The organism is Allosphingosinicella deserti, from assembly GCF_003012735.1.
In the GTDB taxonomy this organism is placed as follows: domain Bacteria; phylum Pseudomonadota; class Alphaproteobacteria; order Sphingomonadales; family Sphingomonadaceae; genus Allosphingosinicella; species Allosphingosinicella deserti.
The window spans coordinates 112,711-128,357 of record NZ_PXYI01000005.1; the positions used below are offsets into that span (position 1 = coordinate 112,711).

A 15,647-nucleotide genomic window follows, 5' to 3' on the forward strand; every position below is an offset into this window, starting at 1 on the left:
CGGATTGGTGTGAATGCGCAATTCTGGTCTATTCGGATATTTGATGATAATAACTGCATGTTTTTGCAGCAGATGTGGTTTTGTATTGCCTGTGCCGCGGCAGTCGCGAAGCGGCCAAGTGCTTGGATTGCCCTTGCGCAGATCTGCATCGGATAATCCGGCATGATCGAAGCCGGGGTGGGTAGCGCGTTTCCGTCAGTCGCTCGCCACGGGATCTTCAGGGCTCGCCGTCGGCTGCGCCTTGACGAAGTCGATGAATGCGCGGAGCGGCGGCGGCACCAGACGGCGGCCGGAGTAATAAAGGAATGGTCCGGAAAAGGGCTGCCACCAGTCCTTTAGCACCGGCTCCAGCGTCCCGTCGTCGAACCGGGGGCGAAGCCAGTCCTCGAACAGATGGACGATGCCGGCACCGGCCGCCGCCATGTCGACGACGAGGTCGGTAGCGGCACCGACCTGGACGATCACCCGGCCCTGCGGCTCGACCCGCACGATCTCGCCGGCACGCTCGAACTCCCACGGGCTGGTCAGCGCACCGCTGGCGAAGCGGCCGCGCAGGCAGGCATGGCCGAGCAGGTCGCGCGGATGTTGGGGCCGGCCGTGCCGCGCGAGATAGCTGGGCGCCGCGGCAGTCGCGAAGCGCTGGATCCTCGGGCCTATCGGCACCGCGATCATGTCCTGCTCCAGCCGTTCGTCGTAGCGGATGCCGGCGTCGCAGCCGGAGGCGAGCACGTCGACGAAAGAGTCGTCGGCGATGATCTCCAGTTGAATGCCGGGATGGGCAGCGAGAAAATCGGGCAGGATGGCGGGCAGCACGAGCCGCGCCGCGCTGACCGGAACGTTGAGGCGAAGGGTGCCGGTGGGTGCGTCGCGCAGGTCGTTCACGACGTCGAGCGCCGCCTGCACTTCGCCAAGGGCCGGGGCCAATCGCTCTATCAACCGACCCCCCGCTTCGGTCGGCGTGACGCTGCGGGTGGTGCGGTGGAGCAGTCGGACGCCGAGACGAGTTTCCAACCTGCGCACTGCCTCGCTGAGCGCCGACGCGCTGCTGCCGCTGCTGCGCGCGGCCTCGCGGAACCCGCGCGACTGCGCCACCGCCAGAAACGCGTTCAGGTCACCGAGGTCCGGTTTCATTGTTCGTCTTTCCGCACGGCCCGTGCGGATCATGCCGGATTATCGATGCAGTCGGCAACCTCTACCTGTTCTCCAAGCCAAGGAGACGACCATGAATATCGATCAGGCAGGAACGTTCACGCTCGGCAGCCGCACGGTGAAGCGGCTCGGTTATGGCGCCATGCAGCTCGCCGGGCCCGGCGTCTTCGGGCCGCCGCGCGACCGCGATGCCGCTCTCTCGGTGCTGCGTTCAGCCGTCGACGCAGGCGTCGACCATATCGACACCAGCGATTTCTACGGCCCGCACGTTACCAACCAGCTGATTCGTGAGGCGCTCGCGCCCTATCCGGACACTCTCACCATCGTCACCAAGATCGGCGCACGTCGCGGCGAGGATGCGTCCTGGCTCCCGGCCTACGCTGCCGACGAACTGGCCCGGGCCGTGGACGACAACCGCCGCAATCTCGGCGTTGATGTGCTGGAGGTCGTCAATCTGCGCATCATGTTCGATGCCCATGGTCCGGCCGAAGGTTCGATCGCCGCACCGCTCGAGGCGCTCGCCGGTCTTCAGCAGCAGGGCCTGGTCCGCCACATCGGCCTCAGCAACGTCACTCCGGCGCAGGTGGCGGAAGGACGGGCGATCGCCGACATCGTCTGCGTTCAGAACCAGTATAATCTCGCGCACCGGCAGGACGATGCGCTGATCGACGCGCTTGCCGCGGACGGAATTGCCTACGTCCCCTTCTTCCCGCTCGGCGGCTTCAGTCCGTTGCAATCCTCAGCCCTCTCCGACGTCGCCGCGGCGCTCGGCGCGACCCCGATGCAGGTCGCACTCGCCTGGCTGCTGCAGCGGTCGCCCAACATCCTGCTCATCCCCGGCACCTCTTCGACCGCGCACCTGCAGGAGAATCTGGCGGCAGCGACGCTGGTCCTCCCGGACGACTCGATCGCAGCCCTGGATGGCATCGCCGCCCAGGGCGGAGTCGCGTAGGCGGCAGGCTCAGGGCGTGATCTCGAGTCCATCCCAGGCTATGATCCGCCCACTGTCGGCCGGGGTCAGCCGGCCGACGACATCGAGCAGATGGGCCGCGGATGTTTCCGGCGCGAAGAGACGCTCGGCCGCCACGCCGCTCTGAAAGGGTGCGCTGAGCGGGGTGGCGACCGTGCCCGGATGAAGCGCGACGCAGATCTGATCCGGCCTGGTTCGGGCGAGTTCGACGGAGAGGGTCCGCACGATCATGTTGAGGGCCGCCTTCGATGCCCGGTAACCGTGCCAGCCGCCCAGGCGATTGTCGCCGATGCTGCCGACCCGGGCGGACAGGACGGCGAACACGGCGCGCCGATCCCTGGGCAACAGCGGCAGGAAGTGCTTGGCGACGAGCGCGGGGCCGGTCGCGTTGACCGCGAAATAGCGCTCGAACGATGCGGCGCTCAGCTGGCGTACGCTCTTCTCGGGCGTCACGCCCTCGGCGTGAAGAATGCCTGTGGCGACCAGCACAAGATCCACAGGGGCCGCGGTGCCGATGCCGGCGGCCGCCGCCGCAATGCTGGCTTCGTCCTCGATGTCGATCGTGCCGGATTGCAATCGCGCATCCGGCACGATTCCCCGCCGCGAAAGCCCATGCACGCGCGCTCCCCGGTCGGCGAGCAAAGTCGCGAGCGCGGCACCGATGCCGCCGGATGCCCCTATCACGACCGCCTGTTCGATGGACGACATCACCTGTTCCTCTCCGGTCCGGCGTACGGCTAGGGCTGGGTTGCCGCGAAGCCCGGATCACCGGCGGGATAGGCGAGTGCCGAGCGGCCCGCCAGAACGGACGTGCACGAACCGACGTTTGACCTGCTGGTAACCCTTAGCGCGCGCCCGTGCGGATTACCCAGCGGCAACGATATGCCGAGTTCGCTGACACGAATCCGGCATGAACTGCTGAGCCTCAATGGGTGGAACTCGCCGTATCGTCACGCGGGATTCTCCCGGGGCGTAACGATGGGAGGGGAGTGGATGCGAGACTGTCGAGCGGCGCTCCTGATCTTCGAATCGGTAATGTTGTCAGTCGCAATGCCCGCTTTGGCGCAGGCCGACTTCAGCGGTGCCGGTGCAACTCTTGGGCTCGAATGCGCCGGTAAGAGCGCGACGATCGAAGGCGCGAGCAATACCGTCGCTATCACCGGAGCGTTGCGCAAGCCTGCATGTGGTCGGCGCGGGCAATCGCATCACGATGGATCCCGCCGCAGGCGCCCGATCCGGATCGAGGGCGCCGACAACGAGATACGCTGGCGCGCACCCGGCGAAGCCAAGCCGCGCGTGACCATCGCAGGGGCCGGCAATCGCCTCTCTCGCCTGCGCTGAGCAGGCGCGGACGAGCACGCTCTAGAAGCAGTCGCCCCAGGTCGGGACCCCGTCACGCGCGAGGAGCTGCCGCGTGTCCGCGCGAAGGCGCTCCGCACCGCTCTCGGCAAATCGCCGATAGACGGCGGGCAGCTCGCCTTCGCACAGCGATGCCTCCGGCGCTCCCAGATAGGATTGTTCACGCTTGGAGCGCACGATGCCGTCGGCGCCGAGCGCCGAATTGCGCAGAACATAGGCGTCGATCTGCGCCACCGCTTGTGCGAGTTCGGTCTGGAACGCGGTATCCTCGCCGGGCAGACAGCGCCTGCCGACCTCGGCCATCGTGCTGAGGATCGCCATCGAGCAGAAGACACCCTCGCCTGCGGGTGGCTGGCTGCGCTGCGCCGGCCGGTCCTGCGCCGGATCGGCGGGACGCGCCGCGGTGCCGGCAACGGCAAGGACAAGTCCGGTTGCGCCGAGAAGAAGGTGAAAGCGGGGCACATCACCATCCTGCCCGCTTGCACTGCGGCGGGCAAGGTCGCTCCAGCCCGGGCCGGCCGGTTCACGCTTCCTTCGTGGCTACCGGGCGGAACTTCTTCAACGCCCCCCGCAAAGCGGCCCCGGCAGTGACGAGCGCGGCGAGGCCGAGAAGGAGCTTCTCGAGCACCGAGAGGCTCTCCGTGGCGTCCTCCAGCCGCTGCTGCCAGGTGAGCTCGACCGGGATCGCGAGCTGAACCGTGCGCAGAAGGTTTTCCTTGAGGCCGTCGGCGGACGGGATCACGGCATAGGCGCTGAGCCGCAGCGCATGGCGCGGTCCCTTCAGCGCGGTCACCTTCCACTCCCAGATCTGGCCTTCGCCGAGGAAGAGGTCCTTGGTCACCAGACCCGCCGGTTCGATCTTGAACCCGTCGCCGCTCAGCTGCGCGGCCATCCGGCGGCCGACTCGCGTCTTGAAGGTCTCGTCGGGCTCGCGGCCGAGCAGATCGCGGAGTCGGTCCTCACCGGTGCCGCCTGGCTGCGATCCCCGGCCGAGGACCAGCGCTACGGTCGCAGTCTCGCCGCGTCGCATCCGCTCGGGTTTCGAGATGGCGCCGACGCCTTGCTTGAGCGTCGCCCAAGCCTCCTCGAATGCGCGGCACTGGCTCGGCGTCACCGTTTCTCCGACGACTTCGCAAAAGGCCGCTTGCTCCGGCGGGGCGCCCGCCGTGCCGCTGATCTCCACACCGGGATTCGACGTAGCCTCGTTGGGGGCGCCGCCGCACGCGCCGCAAAGCAGGGCAAGGCCCAGGGCCGCGTTTCGCATCGGAACCGTCATCCTGCTCTCCACCCCAAGGGCTGCCTACCCAGTGTACACCATGGCACGAAGGGTCTCCAGCGGCGCCGGTGCCGCGCCTTGAGTGGTCCTTGCGCGGGTGCGCCGAAAATCCGGCGCGAACGCTATTGCACGTTTATGCGCCCTGATGCATATACATGTTTATGCATATTGATTCGTTCCAAGTCCTGGCGGATCCCACCCGCCGTCACGTCGTCGACGCGCTCAGTCGCGGGGAGCGACAGGTCAACGATCTCGTGGCCGAGATCGGCATCCATCAATCGGGCGTGTCCCGGCACCTGCGTATCCTCAACGAAGCGGGCTTCGTGAGCGTCCGGGCGGACGGGCAGCGCCGCCTTTACGCCTTGAAGCCGGACCGCTTCCGCGAGATCGACGACTGGCTCGCCAAATATCGATCGCTCTGGGAGGCGCGGCTCGACCGCTTCGGCGCCGCTCTGGAAGCGCGCCGGCAGAAACCTGAACAGACGAAGGAGAAAGAATGATGACGGACACGATGGAATCCAGCCTCGTCGTGGAACGGGCCTACGCAGCGGATGTCGAGGAGCTCTGGGCGCTCTGGACGACCAAGGACGGCTTCGAATCCTGGTGGGGCCCTGAGCAATTCCGTGCCGAAATCCACACGATCGAAGCCCGGCTCGGTGGTACTGTGCATTACGACATGATCGCCGACACGCCCGAAGCGATCGCGGCGATGCAGGGAATGAATGCGCCGACCACGCAGCCCTGTCGGGGCGTGTTCAGCGAGTTCGCGCCGCACCGGCGGCTGGTCCTCACCCAGCTGATCGATTTCCTGCCGGGCGTCACGCCGTACGAAAGCAGAATCGCTGTCGACTTCCTGCCCGCCGGCGATGGCCGCGTGCGCATGGTGGTGACGCTGAGCCAGATGCACGATGCCGCGACCAGCGCGATGCAGCGCGAAGGCTTTACCAGCCAGCTCGGCAAACTGGACCGCCGCTATGGAAAAGGCGGGGTGCAGGGGGCCAGCGCATGATGGATACCGTCGATCGCAGAAGCGTGCTCGCGTCGGGCGCCCTGCTGGCGGCTGTCGGCCGGGCCGGAAACGCCGCCACCGCCGCACAGCCGCGTTTCGCCGCGCCGGCGCTCGTCCACGTCTTCAGCGTCACCGTGATGATCGGCGCGCCGCAGGAACTCGGCCTTGTTGACGGCGCCCGCAAGCGGGTGATCCCGATCACCGGCGGCACCATCCGCGGACCGCGGCTCACCGGGAAGGTGCTGCCCGGCGGTGCCGACTGGCAGACGATCCGGTCCGACGGAGTCGCCGACATCTGGGCGCGCTACACGCTCGAAGCCGAGGAAGGAGCGCTGATCTCGGTCACCAATCCCGGCTATCGGCGCGGCCCGGCCGAGGTGCTCGCCCGCATCGCCCGAGGCGAAACGGTCGACCCGGCGCTTTACTATTTTCGGACCAGTCCGCGCTTCGAGGCGGCGGTGCCCGGGCCGCATGCCTGGCTTACTTCAAGCGTGTTCCTGTGCAGCGCCGCCCGCTACGCCGAGCGGGTCGAACTCGACATTTTCGAAGTGCAGTGAGCTGGCGCCGCTGCGTTCGTCAGGCCGTGGCAAGGACATGAAAGGGAACGCCCGGTGAGGGCGGTTCATGATCGCCTCACGCCGCGGGAAACGATGGTCGGCATCCCGCTGGCACCGCCGCTCTGGTCCTTCACGGCGTTACTCGCCTACAAGGTCGCTTGTGGCGGCCTGCTCGCCGCGTCGACGGGTCGAGGCCGATCCGCTCGGCGCTGGCGATGGGACGCCCGGATCAGTGCATGTGATCGGCGGCTGAGCGGCCCGAGACCGCTTTCGCGGCGGGGGTGTGATGGTGGGATGGAAGGCAGCGGCCGCGTCGCTGGTCATGGTCGTGGCAGGCGCAGTCGGGGCATCCGAGGCGCAGCGCGCCGAGGATCGGGATTGGCCGGTCTATGGCGGCAGCCCGGCCGGGGACCGCTATTCCACCCTCGACCAGATCAACACCGGCAACGTCGCCGGGCTTCGGGAAGTCTGGCGTTACGACACCGGCGGCGCGCGGCTGCAGTCGTCGCCGCTCGTCATCGACGGCATCCTCTACGGCGTCACGCCGGACCAAAGCGTGTTCGCGCTCGACGCCGCGACCGGCCGCCGACTTTGGCAGCACGGCCCGACGGAACCCGGCGAGCAGCCGGTGCGCGGGCTGACCTTCTGGTCGGACGGGCAGGAGAGCCGGCTCTTCTCCAGCAACGGCGCTGCACTGATTGCGCTCGATCCCAGGACCGGGAAACCCATTCCCAGCTTCGGCAAAGACGGCCGAGTGGACCTGCGCGCCGGTCTCGGACGCGATCCCGAACACGTCGCTGCCTTCCTGACCACGCCTGGCATCGTCTATCGGGATCTCATCATCACCGGTTTCCGCACCTCCGAAAGCGCGCCCGCCGCGCCGGGTGCCGTGAGGGCTTACGACGTGCGCACCGGTGCCTTGCGCTGGACCTTCAACCTCATCCCGCGGCCGGGGGAGGCGGGTCACGAGACCTGGCCCCGCGATGCCTGGAAAACGGCCGGCGGCGCCAATGCCTGGGCGGGCATGGCGCTCGATGTCCAGCGCGGCATCGTGTTCGTGCCGACCGGGTCGGCGGTGGACGATTTCTACGGCGGCGATCGCCCCGGCGACAATCTCTACGCCAACAGCCTGGTCGCGCTCGACGCCGCCACCGGCCGCCGCCTCTGGCACTTCCAGGCCGTCCACCACGACATCCTCGACCGCGACTTCCCGTCGCCGCCGGTGCTGTTGACCGTGCAGCACCACGGCAGGCCGGTCGATGCGGTGGCGCAGCCGAGCAAGCAGGGTTTCGTCTTCCTGTTCGACCGGGTCACCGGCCAGCCGCTCTTCCCGATCGAGGAGCGGCCGGTGCCGGCGAGCGACGTGCCCGGCGAACGCGCCGCGCCGACCCAGCCCGTCCCGCTACGGCCCGCGCCTTTTGCGCGTCAGGCGATGACGGCCGACACATTGACCCGCCGGACCCCGCAGGCCCATGAAGCCGCGGCGCGGGAATTCGCCGGAATGCGCAGCGGCGGCCCGTTCATGCCGCTCGCGCTCGGCACGCAGACGATCGTCTTCCCCGGCTTCGATGGCGGCGCCGAATGGGGCGGCTCGGCGGTCGATCGCCGCCGCGGCATCCTCTACGTCAACAGCAACGACATCGCTTGGACGGGCGGCCTCGCCGTGCCGAAGGCCACCGACGATCGTGGCGCCGGCCTCTATCAGGCGCAATGCGCCGCCTGCCACGGCGTCGCGCGCGAAGGCGCGCCGCCCGATTTCCCGCCGCTGAGCGACATCGGCGCACGCATGGACGCCGCGAAGGTCGCCACGATCATCAAGATTGGGCGCGGCCGCATGCCGGGCTTTCCGCAAATCTCCGCCGCCGACCGCCGCACCATCGCCGATTACCTGATCGCCGGCGAGGGCAAGGAAGTGCGCGGTCCCGCCCGGGCGGAAGGCGACGCCGCCCGCTATGTCTTCACCGGCTACCGCAAGTTCCTCGACCCCGACGGCTATCCCGCGGTGGCGCCGCCCTGGGGCACGCTCAATGCGATCGATCTCAACAGCGGCGAGTATCTCTGGAAGATCCCGCTCGGCGAATATCCCGAGCTCGCCGCGCGCGGCGTGGCGGACACCGGCAGCGAGAATTACGGCGGTCCGATCGTCACCGCCGGCGGCTTGCTGTTCATCGGCGCGACGATTTACGACCGCAAGTTCCGGGCGTTCGACGCGCGCAACGGCCGCCTGCTCTGGCAGACGATCCTGCCTTATGGCGGCGTCGCCACCCCGATCACCTTTGCCGTCCGTGGCCGCCAATATGTCGTCATCGCCACCAGCGGCGGCCGCGACCCGAAAGGGCCCCAAGGCTCCGCCTATGTTGCGTTCGCGCTGCCCGAGCGGGCAGGCGGTGGAGGACAGGCGGGACCGTGAAAGCGTCCGTCCACGACTTCATGCCGGCTCGAGGGTGGCCCGTCCTCACGTCTTTGCACCTCAGATTGCACGGAGGCCCTCGGCTGGAACGCCGCTGGATCAGCCCCGCTCCGGAGCGCCGAGCTCCGCGCTGATCGCCCGCGCCGCTTTGGCGACCATCGCTGCGAGTTCCGCGCGCCACGCGTCGGTCGGCGCCTCGACGATGCTCGACACGCTGATCGCCGCGACGATGGCGCCGCTCGCGGCGCGGACCGGCGCGCCGACGCAGTGCACGCTGGCCTCGAACTCGGCGCTGTCGAACGTCGTCTGCCGCACCGCGCAGCGTCGCAGGGTCTCGCGCCAGGCGTCGAACCCGTCCGGCCCGCGTTCCGCCTCGAAGCGGCGGCGCAGCTCCGCATCGCCCATGTCGAGCATCAGCGCCTTGCCGAGCGAGGTCCGGGTCATCGGCCGGGTTTCGCCGACGATCGACCGCAGCGCGAGCCGGCGACGGCCATGGACCATGTGGACGTAGCGCACGCGGCCCTCATCCTCGATCGCGAGGTGGACCGATTCCAGCGTCGCGTCGGCAAGCGCATCGAGATGTGGCCGGGCGACGGTGATGAGGTCGATCTGGCGATCGGCTTCCTGCGCGAGTTTGAGCAGAGCGGGGCCGAGGGTCAGGCCCGCGGCGCCGCGGGTCAGAAAGCCGCGGTCGGCGAGCGTGCGACACAGGCGGCGCGAGATTTCCGGGCCGAGGCCGGTGGTGGCGCAGACCTCGGCGATCGAGCCGCGGCCGCCGGCAATCGTCTCGAGCACGTCGAGCCCGCGCAGCAGGGTCTGTGTTCCGCTGGGCTGGGCGAGCTTGCCCGATGCCCTGCCTTTCGTCTGGATCGCGGTACCATCGTCCACCCTGGTCCCTCCACGCCGGCAGAAGCCGCCATCGCTAGATGGCAGGCCGCGGCGCGAAAGACAAAGGGACAAATCGCGGCGGTGATCAGCAGCGTCGGCGGATCCGAGCGGTCGATAAGGCTGATCAGAGGCGACAGCCCTGGCGTCGAGTCCGCCTGTCCGCACCCACCCGCAACCCACCCCTTGCCAGGGAGGGGAGCTCGTCGAGCCCTTCCTAGCCGCGGTCGCAGCGGACGCCGATGCTGCGCAGGGCGTCGGCCAGTCTGGCGCCATTATAGGGCTTGCCGATCACACCGGTGCAGCGATCGGCCGCAAAGTGGTCGCGCAACGCCGCTTCGCCGTCGGCGGCTGTGATCAGGATCGGCAGATCGATGTGGAGCGCGCGGATTTCGGCGGTAAGGGCATCGCCGCTGCGATCGGGCAGTTGCTGATCGATCAGCACGACGTCGTAGCGGCCCTGTGCGGAGCGGATCTTGCCGAGCGCCTCGCCGGCATTGGCGGCTTCCTCGGCGGCATAGCCGGCGGCGGTCAGCGCCTCCATCGCCAGCAGGCGCACGGTCGGCTCGGCCTCCACCACCAGCACCCGCCCGGTGCGGCCGTGGTCGAGCATGTCGCGCACCTTCTGGGACAAGGCCGCATAGGTGAACGGCTTGGCGATCATCTCGACCCCAGGGTCCAGCCGGCCGCCATGGACGATCGCGTCGCGCGTATAGCCGGACGTGTAGAGCACCTTGAGATCCGGCTCGCGCCCGCGCGCGATCTCGACCAGCTCGCGGCCGGACATTGCCGGCATGACGACGTCGGTGAACAACAGGTCGACCGGCCGCTCCTGCCGCTCCAGCAGACGCAGCGCCGACGGACCGTCATGGGCTTCGAGCACCCGGTAGCCGAGCTCGCGCAGGCATTCGACCGTATAGGCGCGGACATCGTCGTCATCCTCGACCACCAGGATCGTCTCGGCTTCGCGGCTGACCTCGAGCCCGCTGGTCAGCGACGGCTCGTCGGCAACACCGGCATCGTTCATCAGCCGCGGCAGGTAGATCTTGACCGTGGTGCCTTGGCCGAGCTCGGAATAGATCTTCACGTGCCCGCCCGACTGCTTGACGAAGCCGTAGACCATCGAGAGGCCGAGGCCGGTGCCCTTGCCGACCTCCTTGGTGGTGAAGAAGGGCTCGAACACGCGATCGATGGTCTCGCGCGTCATGCCCTCGCCGGTGTCGGTCACGGCGATCACGACATATTGGCCGGGCGCGACCTCGGCATGCTGGGCGCTATATTCCTCGTCGAGCCGGGCATTGGTGGTCTCGATGGTGAGCTGACCCCCGTCCGGCATCGCGTCGCGGGCGTTGACGGCAAGGTTCAGGACCGCGCTTTCCAGCTGATTGGGATCGGCCTCGACGCGCCAAAGGCCGGGCGAGGTGACGATCTCCAGCTGGACGATCTCGCCGAGCGCGCGGTTGAGAAGATCGGACATGCCGATGACCAGCTTGTCGACATCGAGCGGCTTGGGCGCGAGCGGCTGGCGGCGCGAGAAAGCGAGCAGGCGCTGGGTCAGCGAGGCCGCGCGTTCGGCGCCCTTCATCGCGTTGTCGAGGGCGCGGCGGGCGCGCGGATCGGGCGCGCCGGCGGCGTCGAGCGCGCGCCTGGCCATGTCGATATTGCCGGTGACCACGGTCAGCAGATTGTTGAAATCGTGGGCGATGCCGCCGGTCAGTTGGCCGACGCTCTCCATCTTCTGACTCTGGCGGAGCGCCTCCTGGGCGCGGGCAAGCTCCTCCGCAGCCTGCTTCTCGGCCTCGATGTCGCGGGCGACGGCATGGATGAACTGCGCATCCGGCACCGCCGTCCACGACAGCCAGGCGTAGGAACCGTCCCGACGCCGGTAGCGATTTTCGAACCTGAGGGTGGTCAGGCCCTCGGAGAGGCGTCCGGCTTCGGCGAGCGTCGCCGCCTGGTCGTCGGGGTGGACCAGATCGAGGAAGGAGCGCCCGAGCAGCTCGTCTTCCGCCCAGCCGAGCAAGGTGGTCCAGGCCGGATTGACCGCGGAGATGGTCGCATCGAAGCTCGCCACCAGCATCAGATCGGTCGACAGCCGCCACATCCGGTCGCGATCAGCGGTGCGCTCCTCGACGCGCTGCTCGAGCGTCTCGGTCATCGTCCGCAGGGCATCGCGGGTGACCCGGAGATCGTGAATGTCGGTGCAGGTGCCGTACCAGCGGGTGATCCCGCCGGCGGCGTCGCGCACCGGCTGGGCGCGGCCGAGCACCCAGCGATAGGCGCCCGAGCGGTGCCGCAGGCGATATTCGATATGATAGGGTTCGCCGGTCCGGAGCGAATGCTGCCACACCGCCCAGGCGCGGTCCTGATCGTCGGGGTGGAAGATGCCGTTCCAGCCGTCGCCCTCGGTGGTGCCGTCGGGAACGCCGGTATATTCGTACCAGCGGCTGTTGAAATAATCGTGATAGCCGTCCGGCCGTGTCGACCAGATCATCTGATCGATCGAATCGGCGACCGCCTGCAGCCGCGCCTCGCTTTCCTTGAGCGCGGTCTCGATCGCCTTGCGCTCGCTGAGATCGAACATCGCACCGATCATTCGGCAGGCCTTGCCGGCCGCATTGCGCAGCACGGCGCCGCGGTCGAGGATATCGGCATAGCTGCCGTCGGCGCGGCGGAAACGGTATTCGCCGCTCCAGGTGTCGGCGGCGCCGTCGATCACCTGGTGGATGCCCTCGACCACCCGGGCGCGATCGTCGGGGTGGATCATCTCCTTCCACCAGCCTCCACGCGTTCCGACCGCGTCCGCCGCATAGCCGAACAGGGTCTCCACCGCCTCGTTCCAGCGGACATGATCGGTGGCGAGATCCCAATCCCAGATCGCGTCGTTGGTCGCCTGCGCGACCAGGCGGTAGCGATCCTCCGCTTCGTCGATCGCGGCATCCCGGGCGCGCTCGGCAGCGACGTTGCGTGCCTCGATGATCGTGCCGATCGGCTCGCCGGCATCGTTCCGGATCGGCGAGGCGGTGAACGCGACCGGGTAGAAGCTGCCGTCCTTGTGAACGAAGATCTCCTCCCCCTGAGTCCGGTTGCGTTCCGGAAAGGCGCGGTCGATCGGGCAGTCCTCGATCGGGTACGGGCGCCCATCGGGATGCAGGTAGTGGACAACCTCGTGGAGCGTGCGGCCCTTGACCTCGGCAAGCGCATAGCCGGTCAGCGCCTCGGCGGCCCGGTTCATGAACACGCATTCCTGCCGCTCGTCCATGACGAACAAGGCCATCTGGGTATTGTCGATGATCGCATCGAGGTGTCGGGACGGATCGAGCAGGCGGGAAGGCTGGGCGAGCATGTTCGCTTTCGCGTCAGAAGAAAGGATCGGATTGAGCAGGCGGAGGTGGCGTCCGCCGCGTCCGTCTCGCCGAAGGGGAGCGGCCGGTGCGGGGCGCGGTCACGCGGCAGATAGGGACTGGCGTCGCAGGTGCAAAGATGCAGCAAGGAGAGTGGCTCTGGCGGAGCCGCTTGGCCACGTCGGACGCTCGGGCCAACCGCGTCCGCGTGGCATTCATGGGCTAGCCCGCCCGAGCCCTATATGGCTTATCATCTCTAGAAGGTCCCCTTCGTCCCGCCCAACGCACGGCCTGCCGACAGGGATGCAACCTTTCGCTGGATCCGCAGGGTGCGGGGTGTTTAGCACGGGCTCGCAACGACTCGCAGGAACGTTGAAAGCCACGGGACATGCACTATCTTCTTGATATGCAAAAACTAATCCGGCTTGCCGCGCTGGCGCTCACTGCGCTTCTCGCTACACCGTCGCTCGCCCAGAGCATGGCCGAAGGCCAGAACAAGGCGGATTACCTTGCCTGGCTGGCCCGCGATCCCGGCGCCCGCGCCGAGGTGCTGTCATTCAAATCCTTCCTTGAAGCCGCCGGCGTCGAGGATGTCGTGCCGACCTGGCAGCTGGTCCGCACCGCAAGCGACTGGCGTGAATGCAGCGGGCCTCGGTTCGAGGTCGCGCCCACCAACGAGTGGGTCCACATCTCCGAGACGCTCGAATTCGTCAAAGCCCATGTCGAGCCGGTAATCGGCCGTGTCGAGGCGCTGTCCGGCTTCCGTAACGAGGCGCTGAACGAGTGCGCGGGCGGCGCCAAGGCGAGCGCGCACCGCCATTTCTATGCCCTCGATCTCACCCCTGCGACCGAACTGTCGCGCAGCGCGATGATCCGCAGCATCTGCAAGATCCATCAATATCGCGGCCCCGATTACGGGATCGGCCTTGGTTTCTATTCGGGCCGTCGCTTTCACGTCGACTCGAAGGGGTTCCGGATGTGGGGCGCCAACGGCAAGGGCGCGACCAGCCCCTGCGTCACCGGCAATTACGCCTGAGCCCGTCCGCCTCCGCCTGACCGGCCGCCGGTGGCATGAGGCTGCCGTGCGGCTGCCGGCGACTTTGCGAAGCGCCGCCAATTGAAGCCGCGTTTCCTGCGACTGCCGTGCACGCCTTTCAGGGGGCGATGCCAAGCCCGTCGCCGGCCTTGCCTGCCGCGAGCCGGCGCAGCACCTTTCCGCTCGGGAACGCGATCTCCGCGACCTGATCCCGGCCGGTCTCCGCGACGTAGAGCCGGGTGCCGTCCGCCGAGAACAGGATCGTCACCTGCTGGGCGTCGGCGGTGCCGCTGACCGGGACGCTGCGCACCTTCTTTCGGGTCCTGGCGTCGATCAGGGTGAGGCTTCCGGCCTCGAGATCCGAGGTCACCACCCATTTGCCGTCGGGGCTCACCGCCACCCGGATCGGCCGTCCGCCGGTCGCGACGGTGGCGAGCGGATCGTGCACCGCGGCCGAGGTCGAGAAGGCCTGGACCCGCGCGCCCTTGTTGTCGCCGACCCACAGGATCTTGCCGTCGCGGCTGAGCGCGATCGCTTCGGGCTCTCCCCCGACCGGGATGTCGCGGAGCTTGCGGCCGGCCTTGAGATCGATGACGCTGACCGAGCCGGAGCGCATGTTGGCGGTGTAGGCGCGCTGCCCGTCGGCGCTGACCGCGACCATGTGGGTCGCCTCCTGCGCGGTCGGGATCGTCCGGACGGCATCGCCGTTGCGTGTGTCGACGATGGTGAGGCTGCGGCTGCGCTCCGTGGTCGCGATCAGGCGGCCGTCGGCAAGCCAGACGAGGCCGTGCGGCCCGGCATTGGGCGCAAGATCGATCGTCCGGACCCTGGTGCGCGCAGCGACGTCGAAAATGTCGATCGACGCTGCGCCATAGGCGACCACCGCCGCCTGCCTGCCGTCGGGCGAGAGCGCGATTTCGTGCGGCATCCGGCCGGTCGCGGCGCGGCCGAGCTCCTTGCCGGTGGCGAGATCGACGAAGCTCAAACTGTCCTCGCCCTTGTTGCCGACGAGCAGCGTTTCCGCTGCGGCCGGCATGGCGGTGGTGACGAGCAGGGCGGCGAGGGCGAGCAGCTTCATCGGCATGTCCTTCGAAAGAGGCGCCACCCTATCGTCGCGCAGGCCGGCGCGGGAGAGGGGATATTTTCTCCTGTTCGTGCTGGCGTCCGGTCCGGGGCGGTTCCCTGGGCGCTCGCGGGCGGCATCCGCGCAGTGTGAATCGATGGGCGCTCGGCGCTGGGTATGCGGTGGCGGTGGCGTGATAGCGCAATCCTGATGCGGACGCATTGTAAGCTCCCAAGCTCTGATGACGATGCCCTCGCTTCGCCACGAAGGCCGTGCCGCGGGTTGCGCCGCTTTCTGACGCGAAGGCGCGAAGGACGCGAAGAGCGCGAAGGGTGCGTTTCATACAATTGCGTCGATCCGTCGGCGCACGGGGCATGACGGTGTTGGTGGCAAGAGAAGGACTGTCCGAATGCTCACGGCGGTCGTCCGGATCGGCTTCGCGATCATCGCGTGCTTCGCGTCGACAAGCGGCTTCGGAGGCTTGGTGCCGAGGAAGAAGGGCCACCCATGCGGCGCCTCCTTAGGACCGCACGGGATGCGGTCCAGGCGCCACATCCTCCACGAAGTCGTGGATGGGAGATGGGGATCG

At 68.2% G+C, this 15,647-nt stretch carries 14 protein-coding genes; 7 read left to right on the forward strand and 7 right to left on the reverse strand.

What is annotated here, in order from left to right:
- Positions 1 to 195: 195 nt before the first annotated feature.
- The gene (locus tag C7I55_RS16010) at positions 196 to 1,131 is read right to left on the reverse strand and encodes a LysR substrate-binding domain-containing protein (protein ID WP_106514023.1); all 936 of its coding nucleotides are present in this window, start codon (positions 1,129 to 1,131) and stop codon (positions 196 to 198) included.
- Positions 1,132 to 1,222: 91 nt separating this feature from the next.
- On the opposite strand from C7I55_RS16010, the gene C7I55_RS16015 reads away from it, so the two are divergent.
- Positions 1,223 to 2,101: an aldo/keto reductase family oxidoreductase gene (locus C7I55_RS16015; protein ID WP_106514024.1), complete on the forward strand. Its 879-nt coding sequence runs from the start codon at positions 1,223 to 1,225 to the stop codon at positions 2,099 to 2,101.
- 9 nt (positions 2,102 to 2,110) lie between these two features.
- Here C7I55_RS16015 and C7I55_RS16020 read toward each other — a convergent pair whose 3' ends face one another.
- Positions 2,111 to 2,827, reverse strand: a complete 717-nt coding sequence (locus C7I55_RS16020) for an SDR family NAD(P)-dependent oxidoreductase (RefSeq protein WP_106514025.1) — start codon at positions 2,825 to 2,827, stop codon at positions 2,111 to 2,113.
- Positions 2,828 to 3,154: 327 nt separating this feature from the next.
- Between C7I55_RS16020 and C7I55_RS16025 the strand changes: the two genes are divergently transcribed.
- Entirely contained in the window at positions 3,155 to 3,460 is a 306-nt protein-coding gene (locus C7I55_RS16025; protein WP_146151044.1) for a hypothetical protein, read from the forward strand.
- Positions 3,461 to 3,481: 21 nt separating this feature from the next.
- On the opposite strand, the gene C7I55_RS16030 is transcribed toward C7I55_RS16025, so the two are convergent.
- Both C7I55_RS16030 and C7I55_RS16035 read right to left on the reverse strand, forming a co-directional pair.
- Entirely contained in the window at positions 3,482 to 3,940 is a 459-nt protein-coding gene (locus C7I55_RS16030; protein ID WP_106514027.1) for a hypothetical protein, read from the reverse strand.
- A 61-nt stretch (positions 3,941 to 4,001) separates the two neighbouring features.
- Positions 4,002 to 4,754 (reverse strand): hypothetical protein, encoded by a 753-nt coding sequence (locus tag C7I55_RS16035; RefSeq protein WP_106514028.1) that lies wholly within the window; start codon positions 4,752 to 4,754, stop codon positions 4,002 to 4,004.
- 155 nt (positions 4,755 to 4,909) lie between these two features.
- Here C7I55_RS16035 and C7I55_RS16040 point away from each other — a divergent pair, with 155 nt between their 5' ends.
- From C7I55_RS16040 to C7I55_RS16055, 4 genes are all read left to right on the forward strand, one after another.
- Positions 4,910 to 5,254, forward strand: a complete 345-nt coding sequence (locus C7I55_RS16040; RefSeq protein WP_199192851.1) for an ArsR/SmtB family transcription factor — start codon at positions 4,910 to 4,912, stop codon at positions 5,252 to 5,254.
- On the forward strand, positions 5,251 to 5,763 hold the full coding sequence (locus C7I55_RS16045) for an SRPBCC family protein (protein ID WP_233222243.1): 513 nt from the start codon (positions 5,251 to 5,253) through the stop codon (positions 5,761 to 5,763). Before C7I55_RS16040 ends, C7I55_RS16045 begins: the two co-directional genes overlap by 4 nt.
- Positions 5,760 to 6,320, forward strand: a complete 561-nt coding sequence (locus C7I55_RS16050) for a DUF3237 domain-containing protein (protein WP_106514029.1) — start codon at positions 5,760 to 5,762, stop codon at positions 6,318 to 6,320. Before C7I55_RS16045 ends, C7I55_RS16050 begins: the two co-directional genes overlap by 4 nt.
- A 286-nt stretch (positions 6,321 to 6,606) precedes the next feature.
- Complete coding sequence (locus tag C7I55_RS16055) at positions 6,607 to 8,730, forward strand: outer membrane protein assembly factor BamB family protein (RefSeq protein ID WP_106514030.1); 2,124 nt, start codon at positions 6,607 to 6,609, stop codon at positions 8,728 to 8,730.
- A 99-nt stretch (positions 8,731 to 8,829) separates the two neighbouring features.
- Here the strand turns inward: C7I55_RS16055 and C7I55_RS16060 are convergent, their stop codons facing one another.
- A complete protein-coding gene (locus tag C7I55_RS16060; protein WP_158266452.1) occupies positions 8,830 to 9,618 on the reverse strand; it encodes an IclR family transcriptional regulator in 789 nt (262 codons plus the stop codon).
- A gap of 214 nt (positions 9,619 to 9,832) precedes the next feature.
- Positions 9,833 to 12,961 (reverse strand): hybrid sensor histidine kinase/response regulator, encoded by a 3,129-nt coding sequence (locus tag C7I55_RS16065; protein ID WP_106514032.1) that lies wholly within the window; start codon positions 12,959 to 12,961, stop codon positions 9,833 to 9,835.
- 386 nt (positions 12,962 to 13,347) lie between these two features.
- Here C7I55_RS16065 and C7I55_RS16070 point away from each other — a divergent pair, with 386 nt between their 5' ends.
- Positions 13,348 to 13,995: a D-Ala-D-Ala carboxypeptidase family metallohydrolase gene (locus C7I55_RS16070; RefSeq protein WP_106514033.1), complete on the forward strand. Its 648-nt coding sequence runs from the start codon at positions 13,348 to 13,350 to the stop codon at positions 13,993 to 13,995.
- A 118-nt stretch (positions 13,996 to 14,113) separates the two neighbouring features.
- Here the strand turns inward: C7I55_RS16070 and C7I55_RS16075 are convergent, their stop codons facing one another.
- Entirely contained in the window at positions 14,114 to 15,073 is a 960-nt protein-coding gene (locus C7I55_RS16075) for a cytochrome D1 domain-containing protein (RefSeq protein WP_158266453.1), read from the reverse strand.
- Between the last annotated feature and the right edge of the window lie 574 nt (positions 15,074 to 15,647).